This window comes from Methylobacterium sp. Leaf113 (genome assembly GCF_001423325.1).
GTDB lineage: Bacteria > Pseudomonadota > Alphaproteobacteria > Rhizobiales > Beijerinckiaceae > Methylobacterium.
The window spans coordinates 134325-151082 of sequence record NZ_LMNJ01000001.1 but is presented as its reverse complement, the minus strand read 5'-3'; the positions used below and the strand labels follow the sequence as shown (position 1 = coordinate 151082).

Here is a 16758-nt window from a genome sequence, read left to right as displayed (position 1 = left end):
CCGACCCCCGGATGTCGCGAGGATTTGCTCCGCTATAGCGATCCTCGTCTTGAGCCTGCAAACGCTATGTTATGGAATCATTCCAATTCGACATTCAAACGCTGCAAGAGGCGCGACATCCTCAAAGGCCCGGGATGGAACGGCGTCGGAAATCGTGTTGACGGACCGCAGGTCGCGCCCTGTGCCCCCGGAACGCGGGTTAGGATAAGGTGGCGATCAGCGCCCGCTTTCCGCGAACACCGCCCGAGAACAAGACACCCGATCGTGACCGCAAGCTCAACACGTCCCCCGATCCGCTTTCGCGGCCGTTCCTTCATGGCCCTGGTGCTCGCCCCGGTGCTGCCCGTCTCCGAGTGGCTTGCCGAACTCGACGCGCTGGCCCGGCGCTCGCCCGCCTTCTTCGTCGGGCGCCCGGTCATCCTCGACGTGGCCGGACTCGGGCTCGAACGGGAAACCCTCGTCGCCCTGGTGGCCGATCTCGCCGCCCGCGACGTCGCCGTGATGGGCATCGAGGGAGCCGATCCGGGCCAGCTCGGCGCCGGCCTGCCGCCGCCCCCGGCCGGGGGGCGTCCGGTCGACGCGGTTCCCACCCCGGAGGCGACGCCGGACGCCGAGGCGGACGCGCCGGTGATGCCGTCGGCGCCGGCGCCGTTCCGCTCGCTCATCCTCGATGCCCCGGTGCGCTCCGGCCAGACCATCCTGCACCTGGAGGGCGACATCACCGTGATGGGCTCGGTGGCCTCGGGCGCCGAGGTGATCGCCGGCGGCTCGCTCCACGTCTACGGCGCCCTGCGCGGTCGGGCGATCGCCGGGGCGGCGGGCAACCCGGACGCCCGCATCACCTGCCGCAAGTTCGAACCGGAACTCATCGCCATCGACGGCCTGTATCGCACGGCCGATGATCTCGGCCCGGTCCAGCGCGGCCTGCCGGCCCAGGTCCGGCTCGAGGGCGACGCGATCAAGGTGGCGGGCCTGGAATAGCCGCGGCGAGGCGGCGCAGCGGGGCGGGCCGTGCGGGCCTGTTCCACACGGATAACGGGCATCGATCGCACGCGCGCCTCTTCTGGATTGCGGAGCAAGGAACGGGAGGCGTGCCGGCGCGGCGCGTCGTAGGCGGGAGCAGGATCAAGTCGGAAGGACCTCCGCCGTGCCCCGCTCCGTCCCTCACACCCTGTCCGCGCCCGAGTGGGCGATGCTGCTCGCCCTGTCGGTGCTCTGGGGGGGATCGTTCTTCTTCACCGGTATCGCGCTCCAGGCGCTGCCGCCCTTCACCCTCGTCGTCCTTCGGGTCGGCGTGGCGGCCCTCGTCCTCAACCTCGCCCTGCCGCTCACGGGATCGCGCCTGCCCCGCACGCGCGCGGTCTGGACGGCGTTCGCCGGCATGGGGCTCTTGAACAACGTTCTGCCGTTCTGCCTGATCGTCTGGGGACAGACACACATCGCCTCCGGGCTTGCCGCCATCCTGAATGCGACGACGCCGCTCTTCGCCGTTGCGGTGGCCCACCTGTCGACCTCGGACGAACGGATGACGGGCAACCGGCTCGCGGGCGTTCTCGTCGGCCTGGGCGGGGTTGCGGTCATGATCGGGCCTGCCCTACTGACCGCTCTCGGGACGAACGTCCTGGCGCAGATCGCGGTTCTGGCCGCAGCCCTCTCCTACGCGGTGGCGGGCGTCTTCGGGCGCCGATTCAAGCAGATGGGCGTCCCGCCGGTCGCAACGGCGGCGGGGCAGGTCACGGCATCGACGCTCCTGCTGCTCCCCATCGCCCTCGTGGTGGATCGGCCGTGGACGCTGGCGATGCCGGGTCTGCCGGTCTGGGGCGCCGTGCTGGGCATCGCCACCCTGTCCACCGCCCTGGCCTACGTGCTCTATTTCCGCATCCTTGCGACGGCGGGGGCGACGAACCTGCTGCTCGTCACGTTCCTGATTCCGGTCTCGGCCATCCTGCTCGGCACCCTGGTGCTGGGCGAGCGCCTGGATTTCCGGCACTACCTCGGCATGGCCCTCATCGGCTGCGGCCTTGCGGCCATCGATGGTCGCCTGTTGCGACGTGATCGCCTGTCGAGATTTGGTCGACCGCAGCCAAGCAAGCCTTCCGATCCTCCCGGGGTCGATCTGGGGCGAGACATCTGAACGGTCCGTTGGTCGCGGGCGCGGATCGGCTGCGAGCGCCGTTCCTACCGGCCGGTCCAGTTCGGCGGCCGCTTGGCCAGGAAGGCCTCCATTCCCTCGCGAAAATCGGCGCTGGTGTAGCAGAGGCGGATGAGGTCGTCGCCGGGACGCTCGGCCCCCGTCGCATCCTCGCCCTGGAGGCGTCGCAGGCCCTCCTTGGTCGCCCGCAGGGTGAGCGGCGCGTGGCCGGCCATCAAGGTCGCGAGGTCCGTGGCCCGCGCTGCCAGCGCGTCGGCATCGGCCACCACTTCACCGACGAGCCCGATGGCCAGCGCCTCCTCGGCGCCGACGAGGCGGGCGGTGAAGATCATGTCCTTGACCCGGGCCGGGCCGATCAGGGCCGAGAGCCGGCGCAGGTTGCCGAGCGAGAGGCAATTGCCGAGGGTGCGGGCGATGGGAAAGCCGAGCTTGGCGTCGCGGGTGGCGATGCGCAGGTCGCAGGCGGCGGCGATGGCCGCGCCGCCGCCGGTGCAGGCGCCGGCGATCGCCGCGATGGTCGGCACCGCCAGCCGCTCCAGCGCGCCCATCACCCGGTCCATGAAGCGCTCGTAGTCGATCGCGTCCTGGGCGGTCTCGAAGCTCCGGAACTGGGCGATGTCGGTGCCCGCCGCGAAGGCCTTGGCCCCCGCGCCCGTGATGATCAGCGCCTTGATGCCGGTATCGGCCTCGATCCGGGCGCAGTGATCGATTAGCCCCTGGTACATGCCGAAGGTGAGGGCATTGCGCGCCTGCGGCCGGTTCAGCGTCAGGCGGGCGATGCCGCCCTCGGCCGTGAAGAGGAGTTCGTCGGTGCTGGTCATGCCGGATACCTGGACGGGGGCTGGACGGAGGACTGGCGGGCGAGAGGCGTGGAAGCGTCCCACACCCTCTCGCCCGGAGCACTCGGTCCGGGCAAGCGGCCGGCTTCGAATCAGCGTCCTCAGAACACGGGCGGCACGAACATCGCGGCCGGAACCGGGTGGCGGATGTAGTCCTCGTGGCGCTCGCGATCCGGCAGGTGCACGGGCGGATGCTCGACGTCGCCGTAGGGAATCTGCGCCAGGAGGTGGCTGATGCAGTTGAGACGGGCGCGCTTCTTGTCGACGGCCTCGACCACCCACCACGGCGCTTCCGGGATGTGGGTCCGGGCCAGCATGTCCTCCTTGGCCTTGGTGTAATCCTCCCACCGGCGGCGGGACTGCACGTCCATCGGGGACAGCTTCCACTGCTTCAGCGGATCGTGGATGCGCATGTTGAAGCGGAATTCCTGCTCCTCGTCGGTGATCGAGAACCAGTATTTCAGCACCACGATCCCCGAACGGGTCAGCATGCGCTCGAATTCGGGCACCGAGCGGAAGAACTCCTCCACCTCGTCGGGGGAGCAGAAGCCCATCACGCGCTCGACGCCGGCGCGGTTGTACCAGGAGCGGTCGAACAGCACGATCTCGCCGGCGGCCGGCAGGTGCGAGACGTAGCGCTGGAAGTACCATTGCGTGCGCTCGCGCTCGCTCGGGGCGGGCAGCGCCGCGACCCGGCAGACGCGCGGGTTCAACCGCTGGGTGATGCGCTTGATGACGCCGCCCTTGCCGGCGGAATCGCGGCCCTCGAAGATCACGACGACGCGCAGCTTGTGGGCCTGGACCCAGTCCTGCAGCCGCACCAGCTCGTGCTGCAGCCGGAACAGCTCGCGGAAGTAGACCTTGCGGTCGAGGCCGGGCGGACGGGCTGGCTGCCCGAGTTCGTCGGCCAGTCGCTCCAGGCGCTCGTCCTCCATCTCGAGTTCGAGTTCCTCGTCGAAATCGTCCGCCACCTCGCGGCGGATCGCCTCGACCTCCGCTGCCCGCTGCGCGCTGTCCATGCCCGACCCCAGACCCTGCCGTGGAAACCGAGGGGCTTAGATCACGGTTGTATGACAGGCCGGATACGGACTGGCGGCCCGGAGGGAACGTCCGCCGGCCCCTGCGTGTTGATGGTCAAGCTGCGCCGTTCCTGCCCGGCGCCCCACATCGCAAGAGGGTCACACCATGAGCCTGATCGGACGCATCGTCACCAAGCTCCTCGGCAACGAGGACCGTCCCGTGGTCCGCGACGACCGCAACTACGATTCCGGCACGCCCCTCGGCCGCCTCGTGACCAAGATCCTCCGGAAGTGAAGCCGGCAAGCCGGGCGGCTCAGGCCGCCCGGCGCTTGGACTTCTTGTCGCGACCCGGCTTTTCGCGGCCCTGCCCGGGCGCGCGCTGACCGGCGCGGGTCCGGTCGAGCACGAATTTCGCGTAATCGTCCATGTCCCCGGCAAACGGCTTGACCGTGTTGTCGGCCGCCAGCCACAGGCGATCCGCCACCAGCTCCATCAGCGAGCGATCGTGGGTGATGAGGATGACCGCCCCGCCGTAATCGTTCAGCGCGTCGAGGAGCGCCCTCCGGCTGTCGATATCGAGGTGGTTGGTCGGCTCGTCCAGAATGAGCAGGTGCGGCGCCTGCATGGCCACGAGGTTGAGGAGCAGGCGCGCCCGCTCTCCTCCCGAGAGCGCGTCCACTGTCGTCTCCTGCTTGTCGAACCCGAGCCCGAAGCTCGCGAGCTTGGCGCGCCTCCCCGATTCGCTGTCGTCGGGACGCTCGCGCCGGATGATGGCGAGCGGGGTGTCCTTCGGGTCGAGGGCCTCGATCTGGTGCTGGTGGAACCAGCCGACCTGCACCCGCCCTTCCCGCACCATCCGCCCGTCCCGCACCTGGAGCGCGCCCGCCGCCATCTTGGCGAAGGTCGACTTGCCGGCGCCGTTGACCCCGAGCAGCCCGATGCGGTCGTCGACGTCGAGGGTCAGGTTGAGGTCGCGCAGGACCGGCGCATCGTCGCCATACCCGATGGTGGCGTCGGTCAGGTGCATCAGCGGCGGCGCCAGGGGGCGCTTCGGCGAAGGCAGGTGGAACGGCGCCACGTGCTCCTCGATGGTGGTGGCGATCGGCTCCAGCTTGGCGAGGCGCTTGACGCGGGACTGCGCCTGCGCGGCCTTCGAGGCCTTGGCCTTGAAGCGGTCGATGAAGCTCTGCAGATGGGCGCGCTCGGCTTCCTGCTTCTGCTTGGTCGAGGCCTGGAGACGGGCCTTCTCGGCCCGGCGCTTCTCGAAATCGTCGTAGCCGCCGGTGTAGAGTTCGAGCTTGCCTCCGGCCACGTGCAGGATCGCATCGACCGAATTGTTGAGCAGCTCGCGGTCGTGGCTGATGATCAGGGCCGAGTGCGGATAGCGCTTGAGCCGGGCTTCCAGCCAGAGGGCGCCCTCGAGATCGAGGTAGTTGGTCGGTTCGTCGAGGAGCAGCATGTCCGGCTCGGCGAACAGCGCCGCAGCGAGGGCCACGCGCATGCGCCAGCCGCCGGAGAACTCCGCCATCGGACGGGTCAGGTCCTCCACCGAGAAGCCGAGGCCGGCCAGGATCTCGCCGGCCCGGGCCGGGGCCCGGTCGGCATCGATCTCGATGAGGCGGGCATAGATCTCGCCCAGGCGTTCCGGCTCGGCGGTCTCGAGTTCGGTGTTCAGCGCATCGCGCTCCACGTCGGCCGCCAGGATCGTGTCGATCAGGCTGACCGGGGTCGCGGGGTGTTCCTGGTCGACGGAGGCGACGCGGGCGGTCTTCGGCAGCAGGATGGCGCCGCCGTCGGGCTGCAGCTCGCCCAGGATGATCTTGAACAGGGTCGATTTGCCGACGCCGTTGCGACCGACGAGCCCGACCTTCGAGCCGGGCGGCACCGCCACGCTGGCACGGTCGAAGAAGCGTCGGCCCCAGGCGCTGAAGGTGAGGTCTTCGATCTGGATCATTGCGGGGGGCTCGCCGGGGGCGCGGGCACCGAATGAACCCTGACGCGATGCCTTCGCTCTATCGCAGCGCACCATGGAGCGCGAGGGGGGCGGCACGCATCCGACCCCCTCGTGCGACGCGCATTACTGGGCCGCGACCACCGACGCCTTCACCAGGGGCGCGACCGGCACGGTCTTGCGCCAGAATGTCCCGGTGCGGCCGGTCTGGTACCCGGTCTCGTACAGGCTGCGCATGTAGCCGGTGTCGAAGCCGCGCGCCGTCGAGGTGTTGGGCGCCGATTCATCGATATAGGCGAGGTTGAAGCCGATGCCGTTGCCGCGGGTGAAGGCGTAGGTCGAGGCCAGGGTGGCGCGGCTGCGGGCGCGGCTGGCGGTGGTGAACGAACGCTCGACGATGGAGAGCGTGTTGTTCTGGGCGAGATCGAATTCCGGCTCCAGGCGCCCGTTGATGATGACGTAGATGTCCGACTTGGCGCCCGCCTTGAAGCGGGCGTCGCGCAGCAGGAACGATTGCGGCAGGGTGAACACCGGCGTCACCACCGAGCCGTCGACATGCATCTCCTGGAAGGTGCGCTGCGCTGCCTGGACGTCGATGAGCTGGGGCGGGAACACGGCCGGGATGCTGGCCGAGGCGGTGAGCACGTCCGTGAACAGGTCGAGGGCGGCCGGGCCGCCGCTGGCCGCGATGGCGCCCATGTTCCAGATCACGGCGCGCTGGGCGTCGAGATTCGTCGTCACCACGAGGAGGCGCCGGCCCTTGGCGTGCTGCGCGGCGATGGCCGTGAGCAGGTCCGGCGTGACGTAGCGGCGCACGAGGTCGCGCAGGCGCCCGTCCCCGAACAGGCCGGAGCCGAACAGCACGTTGGCGAAGCTCGGCGACTGCACCAGGGTCGAGGCGATGCCGCTGGTGTAGATGTCCTTCAGAATGGCGTCGTATTCCGGCCCGACGAACGCGAAGGGCGCGATCAGCGCGCCCGTGGAGACGCCGGAGACCAGGGAGAACTCGGGACGCTTGCCGGATTCGGTCCAGCCGTTCAGCAGGCCGGCCCCGTAGGCCCCGTCGCCGCCGCCGCCCGAGAGCGCCAGGTACGCGAACGGAACCCGGCTGTTCTCGGGCCGCGCCGACATCTCGGTGAAGGTCTTTTCCGAGGCATCCGCGTAGGCGCGGACATTCGGATCGAGCCCCGGCAGCACGGCGGCGGCGGCCTCATCGGCCGTATAGGGAATGCGCGGCGTGGAGCCACAGGCTGCGAGCTGTCCGGCCAGGAGCAGGGCAAAGCCCGCCCGAGCCCATCGGAGACGACGCATGTTCGAGATGTCCACTGCCAGAATTCCGGAGGCCCAACCCCGGGGTAATCCTAGCACGGGAAAAGCAGCTTGGCAGTTGTCGTCTTGCGGCCAAGCCTCGCGACAGATGCGGGGTGTGGCATTCGCGCAGCAATCCGAGCGCGTCCGCCGACATTCGCCACGCGCGGGTGCGGAAAACCGCGATCCCGGCGCGCGGCGATGTCAAATGAACTTCCAAGGGGCGAAGCCGTTGGAGCACCGTACGGCAGCGGTTGTCCGCCGCCGGGGTGATCCGACGTCCCTATTACCATCGTGAAGCCTGCCCACGCCGACTGATCGCCCCGCGCGGGTCAGCCGTGTCGCCCGCATGCCGTCGACGGTCGTGACGAGGTCGGCGCGGGCGGGAAGGCCCCACGTGTCAGCGGGACGAGGACGAGGCGAGAGACGATGGAACGAGACGACGCGTGGCACCTCACGAGCGACCTCAGGGTCGAGGGCGGCAAGGGCGATCCCTTCGCCGCCGCGATCCGTGCCACCCGTATGGCGATGATCGTCACCAACCCGCGCCTCGACGACAACCCGATCGTCTTCGTCAACGACGCCTTCCTGCGTCTCTCGGGCTATGAGCGCTCCGAGATCATGGGGCAGAACTGCCGTTTCCTGCAGGGGCAGGACACCGACCCGAACGCCATCGGGCAGATCCGGGCCGCGGTCGATGCCCGGCGCGACATCGCCATCGACATCCTGAACTACCGCAAGGACGGCAGCCCGTTCTGGAACGCGCTGTACATGAGCCCGGTGATCACCGAAGGCGGGGACCTGCATTTCTTCTTCGCCTCGCAGCTCGACGTCACCGACCGGGTCGACGCGCAGATGCGGACGCAGAACGAGAAGGAGCATTTCGAGCGCGAGGTCGCGCGGCGGACGCGGGAACTGTCCGATGCCCTGGCGGCCAAGACCATGCTGGTCCACGAGGTCGACCACCGGGTGAAGAACAACCTGCAGATGGTGGCCTCACTCCTCACCATGCAGACCCGCAGTATCACCGATCCGACGGCCCGCGACGCGATGAAGTCGATGCTCACGCGCGTCGAGGCGTTGGGCACGGTGCACAAGCGCCTGTACCAGTCGCGCGACGTGGAGCGCTTCGACGTCGCGGAATTCACCCGGGAACTCGCCACGGACCTCGTGCGCGGCTCGGGCCATGCCGGCATCACCCTGCACCTGGACCTGGAGCCCGTGGAGGTTCCGGTCGAGAAGGCGCCGCCCGTCGCCCTGATGATGAACGAACTCATCACCAATGCGCTCAAGCATGCCTTCCCGGGCGACCGGCCGGGTCGCCTCTCGATCCGCGTCCATCCCGACGGTCGCTTCTTCGGCATCCGGATCGTCGATGACGGCATCGGCATGCCCCCGGACGTCGTGGGGGCGCGCTCCTTCGGCAAGCGCCTGGTGGAGAGCCTGGCGCGCCAGTTGAATGCCAGCCTGACCTGGCAGCCGGGCCATCCCGGGACCCTGATCGAGATCCGCCTGCCGCGCGAAACGCCGGGCGCAAAGGACAGCACGTGAGCGAGCCCCTGCGGGTCCTGATCGCGGAAGACGAAGCGCTCATCCTGATGCAGCTGGAGTTTCTCGTGGAGGATGCCGGCCACATCGTGGTCGGCACCGCCGCGACCTCCGACGAGGCGATCCGGGTCGCCCGGGAGACCCGGCCGGACCTCGTCTTCGTCGATCTCCAATTGCGGGGCGGTTCGTCCGGCATCGACATCGTCCGGGCCCTGCGCAGCGAAGACGCGATGGTCCTGATCTTCGTCACGGCCAACGCCCAGCACATCCCGGATCATTTCGAGGGTGCGGCCGGCGCCATCCCGAAGCCCTTCACCGAAGCCGCGATCTTCGACACGATCGCGTATTTCAGCGAATGCGTGCGCAGCCCGCCGCCCCGCGCCCCGCAACCCCTCGGCCTCTCCCTCGCACCGGCCTATCTGGCGAGCCTCGGCGGCGCGTGAGCGACATCTGACGTTCCGACCCCGCACCGAAGGTGCGGGAGGAGTGGCTTGGGAACTCCAGCCCTTCACCGCGAACCTTATTACCCTCAATGGCGCCGGATTTTTCCCCTGCTTCGGTCATACGGCGCCGTTTCATCAAGTCTGAAAGCAGACCGTCCGACCGTCTGCACGGGGCCGGCAGCAGACGGTCCCAGGCGCTCAGAGTTTGCCCACACCCGTTCGCCCCCTCGGGCGGCGGGCGGGTGGCCGAATGTCCGCACGCCGGTCACATCGCTTCAGCGGTAGCCGGCCGCCTGGAGTTCGAACAATTCGGCGTAGCGGCCGCCGAGGGCCTGTAGCTCGGCGTGGCTTCCCGATTCGATGACCGTTCCGCCATTGAGGACGAGGATGCGGTCGGCCATGCGGACGGTGGAGAAGCGGTGCGAGATCAGCACCGCCGTGCGCCCGTGGCTCAGTTCGCGAAAGCGCTGGAACACCTCGAACTCGGCCCTGGCATCGAGGGCGGCCGTGGGCTCGTCGAGGATCAGGATCTCGGCCTCACGCATATAGGCGCGGGCGATGGCGATCTTCTGCCACTCGCCTCCCGAGAGGTCGACGCCCTCGGCGAAGCGCTTGCCCAGGGGCTGGTCGTACTGGAGCGGCAGCCGCCTGATGACCTCGTCGGCCAGGCTGCGGCCGGCGGCCCGGGTGACCCGCTCGTCATCGTCGCGCGCATCGATGCGGCCCACCGCGACGTTCTCGCGGGCGGTGAAGCTGAAGCGCACGAAGTCCTGGAAGATGACCCCGATCCGGCTGCGCAGGTCGTCGAGATCGTAGGCGGAGAGGGGCAGGCCGTCGAGGAGCACGCGGCCTTCCGTCGGGTCGTAGAGCCGGGTGAGCAGCTTCACGATGGTGGTCTTGCCGGCGCCGTTCTCGCCCACCAGGGCCAGCACCTCGCCGGCCGCCAGATGGAAGCTCAGGTTGCGCACCGCCCAGGTTTCGGTGCCGGGATAGCGGAAGCCGACCGCCTCGAAGACGATCCCGCTCCGGATCGGGCGCGGCAGGGGCGCGGGGATCGCGGGCGAGCGGATCGCCGGCACCACCCCGAAGAACGAGAACAGGTCGTCGAGGTACTGCGCCTGCGCGGCGATCTGCGAGAAGCCCAGCAGCAGGCCCTCGATCAGGCTGCGCAGGCGCTGAAACGAGCCGGCCAGGAAGGCGAGATCGCCGATCGAGAACTGTCCCGCGGCCGTGCGCCAGACGATGGTGGCGTAGGCGAGATAGTAGGCCAGCGTCCCCAGGGCGGCGAAGGCCCCGCCCCAGCCGGCCCGGCGCAGGGCCAGGGCGCGGTTGTCGGCCACGAGCTTGGTGGCGAGTCCCCGGTAGCGCTCGGCGATGTAGCCGTTCAGGCCGAACAGCTTCACCTCCTTGGCGGATTCGACGCTGGCACCGAGGAAGCGCAGGTAGTCGATCTCGCGCCGCTCCGGCGTGCGCGTCCAGGCCAGGCGGTAGCCCTCGCGGTTGAAGTAGGTCTCGTTGAGGAAGGCCGGCACCAGGGCAACCACGAGCAGCAGGATCAGCCAGGGCGCGAAGGCCACGAGGCCGAGGGCGAAGGCCACCAGGGTGATGAGATCCTGGCCCTGGCCGAAGAGCTGGAACAGAAGGTTCGAGCGGCCCGTGACCTGACGGCGCGCCCGCTCCAGCTGGTCCTGCTGCGTGCTGTCCTCGAACTGCTCGAGGTCGAGATCGGCGGCGTGGCGCATCAGCTTCAGGGTCGCGGCATTGCCGTAGAGGTCGGCCACCAGCCCGTCGACGAGGGTGCTGGCCCGCCCCAGGAGGTCGGCCAGGATGGCGAGCCCGAACTCCGCCGCTACCAGAAGGGCGAGGTGCCGGAGGGCCGGATCGGCCAGCCAGGCTTCCGGGCCGAGGCCGCCCGGGTGGGGCCGGGCATGCTCGGCCACGATCGCGTCGAGGATGAGCTTGGCAAGGTAGAGCATGGCGACGGGCAGGCTCGCCCGCGCGAGGCGAAGGCCGAGGCTCGCCATGAGCAGGCGGGGACTGGCGGCGTAGACCAGGCGGAACAGGGCTGGCACGTGGCGCAGGGCGCCGAGGCGCGCGGTCCACGCGGAGGGAAGAGCAAGACGTTCGAGCATCGAGCGGGACCATGACCGGGACCGGTGCCCCCGTCGATCCCGTTCGCGTCGCGTCCAGGCCGCGTCCGTGTCGCAGCCGGAGGCCCTAAGCTCTTGAGGACAGAGGGTTCGACGGCGAGACGTGGCTTTGCGCCCTATGGTAGTCGTCACCGAATGTTCACCAAGGCGAGGCCGCCCACGATGCTCAGCGGTTCAGCGATCCTGCGGGTCGGCATCCTGATCGTGGTGGCGGCTGTCCTTGCCGGGATCATCCAGTTTCTCCGGCCGCATGGGGACGGCGCGACCGAAACGGCGACCGAGCCTTCGGCCGAGACGCGGACCGTGACTCCTCCGCCCTCCGTCGGGAAGGCCGGAACCCAGGCGGTGGTCCCGCCGGCGGTGACGCGGCCGGTGAGCCCTGTCGTGCCGGCACCCGCGCCGCAGGCATCGCCCATGCCCGCCCCGGCATCACCACCAGCCCCGACCTCGCCGCCGATGGCCGCCCCGGCTCCCACTCCAACCGCCGACGCGCGGATGCCTGCCTTTCCGCCTTCCTCGCCGCCCGCCTCACCCGCGCCCGGCCGCAGCAACGGGCACCCTGCCCGCCCGGCGTCGCCGTTCACCGGCGAGCAGGCCATCGACAACGCCGCCGAAACGGCGGGACCGCGCGGCGTGGCGGTGATCGACCTCAATACGGGCAGCGTCTCGGAGCTGAACGCCCTCAGGGGCGGCGGCATGATCGGACGCGCGATCGCGCAGAAGCGCCCCTATGCCTCCGTCGGCGAGCTGCTGTCGAAGCGCGTCCTCAGCCGCGCGGTGTACGAGCGGATCAAGGATCAGGTCACGGTGCGCTGAAACCCGTTTCGGGTAGCGCACCGCGCGGCGCCTGCCTACAATGCCAGCCCAGGAAGCCGGAAAGCCGCTTCGATCACCAGGGACGAGCCATGTTTGCGCAAGCCGGGGGCGTTACCTTTCGCGAGGATCTCGGCGTCGAGGAGACCACCGAGACCGACAACATCGTCCGCTGGGACGGCGAGAAGCTCTATGTCGAGCACGACATCTATCACAACGGTCAGCTCGTCCACCGCAAGTACCGCAAGAACGTCAGCGAGGCGGTCGCCCGGGCGCTTCAGGCGCTGATCAACCGGACGCAGCAATAGGCCGGGGCGGCGAACCTGCGACGCGCCTCGGCGCGTCCGCGTCCGCCTCCTACTTGCCGATCCAGTCGTGCTCGGCGACCACGGCTTCCACCGGGCGCGTCCAGGTGCCGGGCTGGTCGGAAGACCCCGTGCCGAGCGCGCACTGGACCATGACGCTGTCGCTCCAGCGCCCGTACTTGTAGCCCACCGCCGGCAGCAGCCCGACGCGGACGAAGCCGCAGGCCTCGTGGAGGCGCAGGGACGCCTCGTTCTGCGCGTCGATGTAGCCGATCATCTGGCGGTATCCACCCGCCGCGCAGGCCTCGATCAGCGCCGGCAGCAGGCGCCGGCCGATCCCGGCGTTCAGGTGCTCGTGGTGGACATAGATCGAGTGCTTCAGGGTGTAGCGGTAGGCCGGGCGCTTGCGGAACGGAACCGCGTAGGCGTAGCCGGCCACGATCCCGTCGCGGTCGGCCACGAGGTGCGGCAGGCGCTTCTTGCGCATGGCCTTCCGGCGCTTCTTCAGGTCGTCCGGGTGGAGCGGGTGCGCCTCGAAATCCCCGACATCGCCGACGCCGCGCCGGATGTGATGGGCGTAGATGTCCACCATGTCGGGCACGTCGGCATCCGACGAGGGCCGGATGACGAGGTCGGGATCACTCTCGGCCGCGCCCGCCATCAGCGGCTCTCGCGCATGACGCGGGGCTCTCGCATGACGTAGGTGTGGAACCGGATCGTCCCATCCGGATCGACGTCGCGGAACACGCCCTGGATCTCGGCCTCGAAGCCCGGGAACAGGTTCGCGGAGCGCTCGAACATCTTGAAGTAGTCCAGCATAGGTTTGGCCCGCTCGTCCAATCGCTCGCCCGGCAGCACCGTGCCGATGCCCGGCGGGTAGACCAGAAGCAAGGTCGTCGCCACACGACCCTCCGCCTCCGCGATCGGAACGTAATCGACGTTGTTGCGGGTGAGCTGCTGGACCGCCTCCTTCGGCGTCATCACCATCTCGGGCAGGTGGCCCGGCTCGAACTGCTTGCGCTGGAGCGTGCTGGTGCCGTGCTCGCGGTGGAAGGCGTGGAAGTCGGCGCAGAGGTCGCGCAGGCGCACGCCCTTGTAGCGGTTGGGCCGCCGCCGCACGAACTCGGGCATCGCCTCCTCGAGGGGCACGTTGTCGTCGTGCAGGCGCTTGAAGGCGACCAGCCCCGAGATCAGCGTGCCGGCCTTGGAGGATTCGACACCCGGCGTCAGCAGGAAGAGCAGCGAGTTGAGGTCGTTCTTCTCCGGCACGATGCGGTTTTCCCGCAGGTACTGGGCAACGATCGGCGCCGGCACCCCATGCTCGGCATATTCCCCGGTGTGCCGGTTGAAGCCCGGCGTCAGCACGGTGAGCTTGTTGGGGTCGGTCATCGCGTAGTCGGGCGCCACGTGGGTGAAGCCGTGCCAGTCGGCGCCCGGCGTCAGCTCCCAATATTTCACGTTGCTGGCGAGCTCGTCCGTCGAGAGGCTTTCCCACGGCACCCGGCCGTCCGGTCCCTTGACCGTGTCCGGCACGAAGGGGTCGAAGAACCAGCGCTTGAGCGGATCGCCCTCCTTCTCCTCGAACTCGCGGCGGATGGCGCGCACCTTCTTGCGCCACTCGATGCCGAGCCGGATGGTATCGTCCCACAGGACGACGCCGGAGCGGCCCTTCATCATCTGCGCGCCGACATCGAGGGAGGCGAACAGGGGATAGAACGGCGAGGTCGAGGCGTGGACCAGGAAGGTCTCGTTGAAGCGCCGGTGTTCGATCCGCCGGGTCTGGCCGCGGATGTGGCTGTCCTTGGTGTGGATCTGCGAGGCCTGGGAGAAGCTCGCCAGCTGCTTGTGGGTCGACTGGGTGGCGATGATGCCGGGCGAGGTCTCGTCGAGGCCCTTCAGGCCCATGGCGAAGCGTCCGGCGAAGAGCGGGTGGAACTTCATGAAGCCCGCCCAGGCCTCGTCGAAGAGGATGTAGTCGCAGAGATGCCCGATCTTATCGAGGATCATCTGCGCGTTGTAGATCGTGCCGTCGTAGGTGCATTGCTCGACCACGGCCACGCGGAACGGCCGCTCGCGGCGCCAGGCCTCCGGGTCGGTGATCAGCGGGTTGTCGCGGATCTTTTCGCGGATGCGCGTCTCGTCCAGGGCTTCGTGGTACATCGGGCCGATCAGCCCGTAGGCGTTGCGGTCGGTCTCCAGGAAGACCGGGATCGCGCCGCCGAGGAAAAGGGCGCCGTGATGCGCGGCCTTGTGGTTGTTGCGGTCGAACAGCACGAGGTCGCCCTCCGCCACCAGGGCCGAGAGCACGATCTTGTTGGAGGCCGAGGTGCCGTTGAGGACGAAGTAGGTCTTCTCGGCCCCGAAGATGACGGCCGCCTCCTTCTGCGCCTTCAGGGCCGGCCCCTCGTGGACGAGGAGGTCGCCGAGATCGAGCACCGAGTTGTCGAGGTCGTCGCGAAACACCGCCTCGCCGAGATGCTCGACGAAGATGCGCCCGATCGGCGAGCGGTTGTAGAAGATGCCGCCGTTGTGGCCGGGGCAGGTCCAGAGCTGGTTGCCCTGCTCGGCGTAGTCGACCAGCGCGCCGAAGAACGGCGTCTTCAGGGTCTCGGCATATTGCTTGACCCGGCTCACCAGGCCGCGGGCGATGTAGTCCGGGGTTTCCTCGGCGAGGAAGATGTAGCCGTCGATGAAGTCCAGCACCTCGACGGGGATGTCCTCCAGGCGCTTGCGGCGGACCATGATCACGATGGGCATTTCCAGCCCGCGCTTGCGCATGAGGTTGATGAGGGCGGCCGCCTTGCCGTCGAGGCCGCGCTTGCCCCAATCCACCACCATGCAGCCGATGGCCGAATCGGTCTGGACCGCGATGGCCGCGTCCTCGACGCGGCGCGCCCGTACCACCTCGAAGCCGAGCTTTTCGACCGAACCGATGATCTGCTGGACGCGCACACCCTCGAGGTCGTCCGGATCGAAGTTCGGCGCGCACATCAGGACGGTGAAGCGGCGAAAGAAGTCCATGCGGGGAAAGGCTCCAGAAGGCTGTTGGCGCACCGTTCGCGACGGGACGTGACGCTTCGATGACGATCCTGCGGCGGCGGCGGTGTTTTCAGGCTCCGGGCCGTGCGACAGAAAGCCGGCTTACGATCCGGCACGCCGTTTGACGAGCCCGAGGCGGCGGATCATGCCGTAGACGGCCAGCGCCGCGAGGCCGCAGAGGACCAGGGCGACGAGCGAGCCGTTCTCGAAATCGCCGAGGAACAGCCCCTTGGTGTTCATGCCGAACACGCCCGTCACCAGGGTCGGCGGCAGGAACAAAGCGGTGAGGATCGACAGGGTGAAGAGCTGGCGGTTGGTCTCGGCGGCCGTGCGGCCGGCGATCTCGTCCTGCAGCAGGCGGCTGCGTTCGGACAGGACCAGCATGTCGCGGTGGAGCGAATCGAGCCGCTGGACCACGCGGGCGGCCATGCTCACCACCGCCACCGGCAGGGCGTCGTCGGCCTCCTCGGTCTCGGATTCGAGGCGGTGGAACACCGCGCTGAGGCCCGCGAGCTGGCGATGCTGGCGCACGGCCTGCCGGCGGATCGGCGCCAGCGGTTTCGGGTCGTCGGGCTGGTCCTCGTCGAGCATCCGGTCCTCGATGGCATCGAGGTCGTCGGAGAAGCGCCGGGCGCAGGCATCGAGGGCGGCGGCGACGCTGGTGACGAACAGCTCCAGCAGCCCCGCCGGAGCCGGAACGCAGCGCCCGGCCAGCACCGCATCGCGGGCGGCCTCGGCGGCGGCGGTGGCATGCCGGCGCCCGCTGACCAGCAGGCGTTCGCCCAGGACGCAATGCAGACGCCCGGCCGGCTCGTCCGCGGTGCGGCCGCCGAATTCGCGCTCCCGGTCCGCGATCACGAGGCCGAGATCGCTGCCTTCGATGACCACGCGCTGGTGACCGTCGCGGGCGAAGGTGGCAGCGGCGAGCGCCGGAGGCCCGAAGCGCCCGGCGGCGATCAGCTCGTCGAGGCGCGCATCGACAAGGTCGAGATGCAGCCAGAGGAAGCCGTCGGCGACGGGCTCGGGCAGGCCGCCGCCGGTCTCCAGAAGCCGCCCGCAGCCCTCGGCGTCGAACACCATGGCGAAGAGCAGGCACGGCAGGTCGGTGACGTCGGTGAGAAGGCGCGGCATCGCGGGCAGCCCCGTTGCCGGCAAACCGCCGCCGGTCGCGGCTGGATCGCAGGCGCGGG

Annotated in this window: 15 protein-coding genes; 7 read left to right on the top strand and 8 right to left on the bottom strand. The window is 69.2% G+C overall.

Annotated features, from left to right (window positions below):
* The first annotated feature begins 315 nt into the window (after positions 1 to 315).
* Entirely contained in the window at positions 316 to 981 is a 666-nt protein-coding gene (gene minC, locus ASF60_RS00690) for a septum site-determining protein MinC (RefSeq protein WP_056178765.1), read from the top strand.
* 211 nt (positions 982 to 1192) lie between these two features.
* A complete protein-coding gene (locus ASF60_RS00685; RefSeq protein WP_200940884.1) occupies positions 1193 to 2134 on the top strand; it encodes a DMT family transporter in 942 nt (313 codons plus the stop codon).
* 44 nt (positions 2135 to 2178) lie between these two features.
* On the opposite strand, the gene ASF60_RS00680 is transcribed toward ASF60_RS00685, so the two are convergent.
* Together ASF60_RS00680 and ppk2 are read right to left on the bottom strand one after the other, a co-directional pair.
* Positions 2179 to 2973 carry an enoyl-CoA hydratase gene (locus ASF60_RS00680; protein ID WP_056178759.1) on the bottom strand — a complete coding sequence of 265 codons (795 nt, stop codon included), beginning with the start codon at positions 2971 to 2973 and terminating at the stop codon, positions 2179 to 2181.
* Between the two features lie 119 nt (positions 2974 to 3092).
* A complete protein-coding gene (ppk2, locus tag ASF60_RS00675) occupies positions 3093 to 4010 on the bottom strand; it encodes a polyphosphate kinase 2 (protein WP_056178756.1) in 918 nt (305 codons plus the stop codon).
* Positions 4011 to 4176: 166 nt separating this feature from the next.
* On the opposite strand from ppk2, the gene ASF60_RS00670 reads away from it, so the two are divergent.
* Positions 4177 to 4305, top strand: coding sequence for a hypothetical protein (locus ASF60_RS00670; RefSeq protein ID WP_055945825.1), 129 nt, complete (start codon positions 4177 to 4179; stop codon positions 4303 to 4305).
* Between the two features lie 19 nt (positions 4306 to 4324).
* Here ASF60_RS00670 and ASF60_RS00665 read toward each other — a convergent pair whose 3' ends face one another.
* Together ASF60_RS00665 and ASF60_RS00660 are read right to left on the bottom strand one after the other, a co-directional pair.
* Positions 4325 to 5965: an ABC-F family ATP-binding cassette domain-containing protein gene (locus ASF60_RS00665; protein ID WP_056178753.1), complete on the bottom strand. Its 1641-nt coding sequence runs from the start codon at positions 5963 to 5965 to the stop codon at positions 4325 to 4327.
* Between the two features lie 123 nt (positions 5966 to 6088).
* Positions 6089 to 7273, bottom strand: a complete 1185-nt coding sequence (locus ASF60_RS00660) for a patatin-like phospholipase family protein (protein ID WP_056179936.1) — start codon at positions 7271 to 7273, stop codon at positions 6089 to 6091.
* A gap of 426 nt (positions 7274 to 7699) precedes the next feature.
* Here ASF60_RS00660 and ASF60_RS00655 point away from each other — a divergent pair, with 426 nt between their 5' ends.
* Together ASF60_RS00655 and ASF60_RS00650 are read left to right on the top strand one after the other, a co-directional pair.
* Positions 7700 to 8821, top strand: coding sequence for a histidine kinase dimerization/phosphoacceptor domain -containing protein (locus tag ASF60_RS00655; protein WP_056178750.1), 1122 nt, complete (start codon positions 7700 to 7702; stop codon positions 8819 to 8821).
* Complete coding sequence (locus ASF60_RS00650) at positions 8818 to 9261, top strand: response regulator (protein ID WP_056178747.1); 444 nt, start codon at positions 8818 to 8820, stop codon at positions 9259 to 9261. Before ASF60_RS00655 ends, ASF60_RS00650 begins: the two co-directional genes overlap by 4 nt.
* A gap of 275 nt (positions 9262 to 9536) precedes the next feature.
* Here ASF60_RS00650 and ASF60_RS00645 read toward each other — a convergent pair whose 3' ends face one another.
* Positions 9537 to 11393, bottom strand: coding sequence for an ABC transporter ATP-binding protein (locus ASF60_RS00645; RefSeq protein WP_056178743.1), 1857 nt, complete (start codon positions 11391 to 11393; stop codon positions 9537 to 9539).
* Positions 11394 to 11573: 180 nt separating this feature from the next.
* Between ASF60_RS00645 and ASF60_RS23315 the strand changes: the two genes are divergently transcribed.
* Complete coding sequence (locus ASF60_RS23315) at positions 11574 to 12227, top strand: helix-hairpin-helix domain-containing protein (RefSeq protein ID WP_082507699.1); 654 nt, start codon at positions 11574 to 11576, stop codon at positions 12225 to 12227.
* A gap of 89 nt (positions 12228 to 12316) precedes the next feature.
* A complete protein-coding gene (locus tag ASF60_RS00635) occupies positions 12317 to 12532 on the top strand; it encodes a hypothetical protein (RefSeq protein WP_056178740.1) in 216 nt (71 codons plus the stop codon).
* A 49-nt stretch (positions 12533 to 12581) separates the two neighbouring features.
* Here ASF60_RS00635 and ASF60_RS00630 read toward each other — a convergent pair whose 3' ends face one another.
* From ASF60_RS00630 to ASF60_RS00620, 3 genes are all read right to left on the bottom strand, one after another.
* A complete protein-coding gene (locus ASF60_RS00630; protein WP_056178737.1) occupies positions 12582 to 13190 on the bottom strand; it encodes a GNAT family N-acetyltransferase in 609 nt (202 codons plus the stop codon).
* Positions 13190 to 15550 (bottom strand): Orn/Lys/Arg decarboxylase N-terminal domain-containing protein, encoded by a 2361-nt coding sequence (locus ASF60_RS00625; RefSeq protein ID WP_056178734.1) that lies wholly within the window; start codon positions 15548 to 15550, stop codon positions 13190 to 13192. The genes ASF60_RS00630 and ASF60_RS00625 overlap by 1 nt, the downstream gene beginning before the upstream one ends.
* Positions 15551 to 15670: 120 nt before the next feature.
* Positions 15671 to 16699, bottom strand: coding sequence for a CorA family divalent cation transporter (locus tag ASF60_RS00620; protein WP_056178731.1), 1029 nt, complete (start codon positions 16697 to 16699; stop codon positions 15671 to 15673).
* Positions 16700 to 16758: the final 59 nt, after the last annotated feature.

Excerpts from the sequence above, each read along its gene's own strand:
- ASF60_RS00680 (WP_056178759.1), bottom strand. The coding sequence starts at position 2,973 with ATGACCAGCACCGACGAACTCCTCTTCACGGCCGAGGGCGGCATCGCC.
- minC (WP_056178765.1), top strand. The coding sequence starts at position 316 with ATGGCCCTGGTGCTCGCCCCGGTGCTGCCCGTCTCCGAGTGGCTTGCC.
- ASF60_RS00670 (WP_055945825.1), top strand. The coding sequence starts at position 4,177 with ATGAGCCTGATCGGACGCATCGTCACCAAGCTCCTCGGCAACGAGGAC.
- ASF60_RS23315 (WP_082507699.1), top strand. The coding sequence starts at position 11,574 with ATGCTCAGCGGTTCAGCGATCCTGCGGGTCGGCATCCTGATCGTGGTG.
- ASF60_RS00660 (WP_056179936.1), bottom strand. The coding sequence starts at position 7,273 with ATGCGTCGTCTCCGATGGGCTCGGGCGGGCTTTGCCCTGCTCCTGGCC.
- ASF60_RS00625 (WP_056178734.1), bottom strand. The coding sequence starts at position 15,550 with ATGGACTTCTTTCGCCGCTTCACCGTCCTGATGTGCGCGCCGAACTTC.
- ASF60_RS00655 (WP_056178750.1), top strand. The coding sequence starts at position 7,700 with ATGGAACGAGACGACGCGTGGCACCTCACGAGCGACCTCAGGGTCGAG.
- ASF60_RS00635 (WP_056178740.1), top strand. The coding sequence starts at position 12,317 with ATGTTTGCGCAAGCCGGGGGCGTTACCTTTCGCGAGGATCTCGGCGTC.
- ppk2 (WP_056178756.1), bottom strand. The coding sequence starts at position 4,010 with ATGGACAGCGCGCAGCGGGCAGCGGAGGTCGAGGCGATCCGCCGCGAG.
- ASF60_RS00630 (WP_056178737.1), bottom strand. The coding sequence starts at position 13,190 with ATGGCGGGCGCGGCCGAGAGTGATCCCGACCTCGTCATCCGGCCCTCG.
- ASF60_RS00620 (WP_056178731.1), bottom strand. The coding sequence starts at position 16,699 with ATGCCGCGCCTTCTCACCGACGTCACCGACCTGCCGTGCCTGCTCTTC.
- ASF60_RS00685 (WP_200940884.1), top strand. The coding sequence starts at position 1,193 with ATGCTGCTCGCCCTGTCGGTGCTCTGGGGGGGATCGTTCTTCTTCACC.
- ASF60_RS00645 (WP_056178743.1), bottom strand. The coding sequence starts at position 11,393 with ATGCTCGAACGTCTTGCTCTTCCCTCCGCGTGGACCGCGCGCCTCGGC.
- ASF60_RS00665 (WP_056178753.1), bottom strand. The coding sequence starts at position 5,965 with ATGATCCAGATCGAAGACCTCACCTTCAGCGCCTGGGGCCGACGCTTC.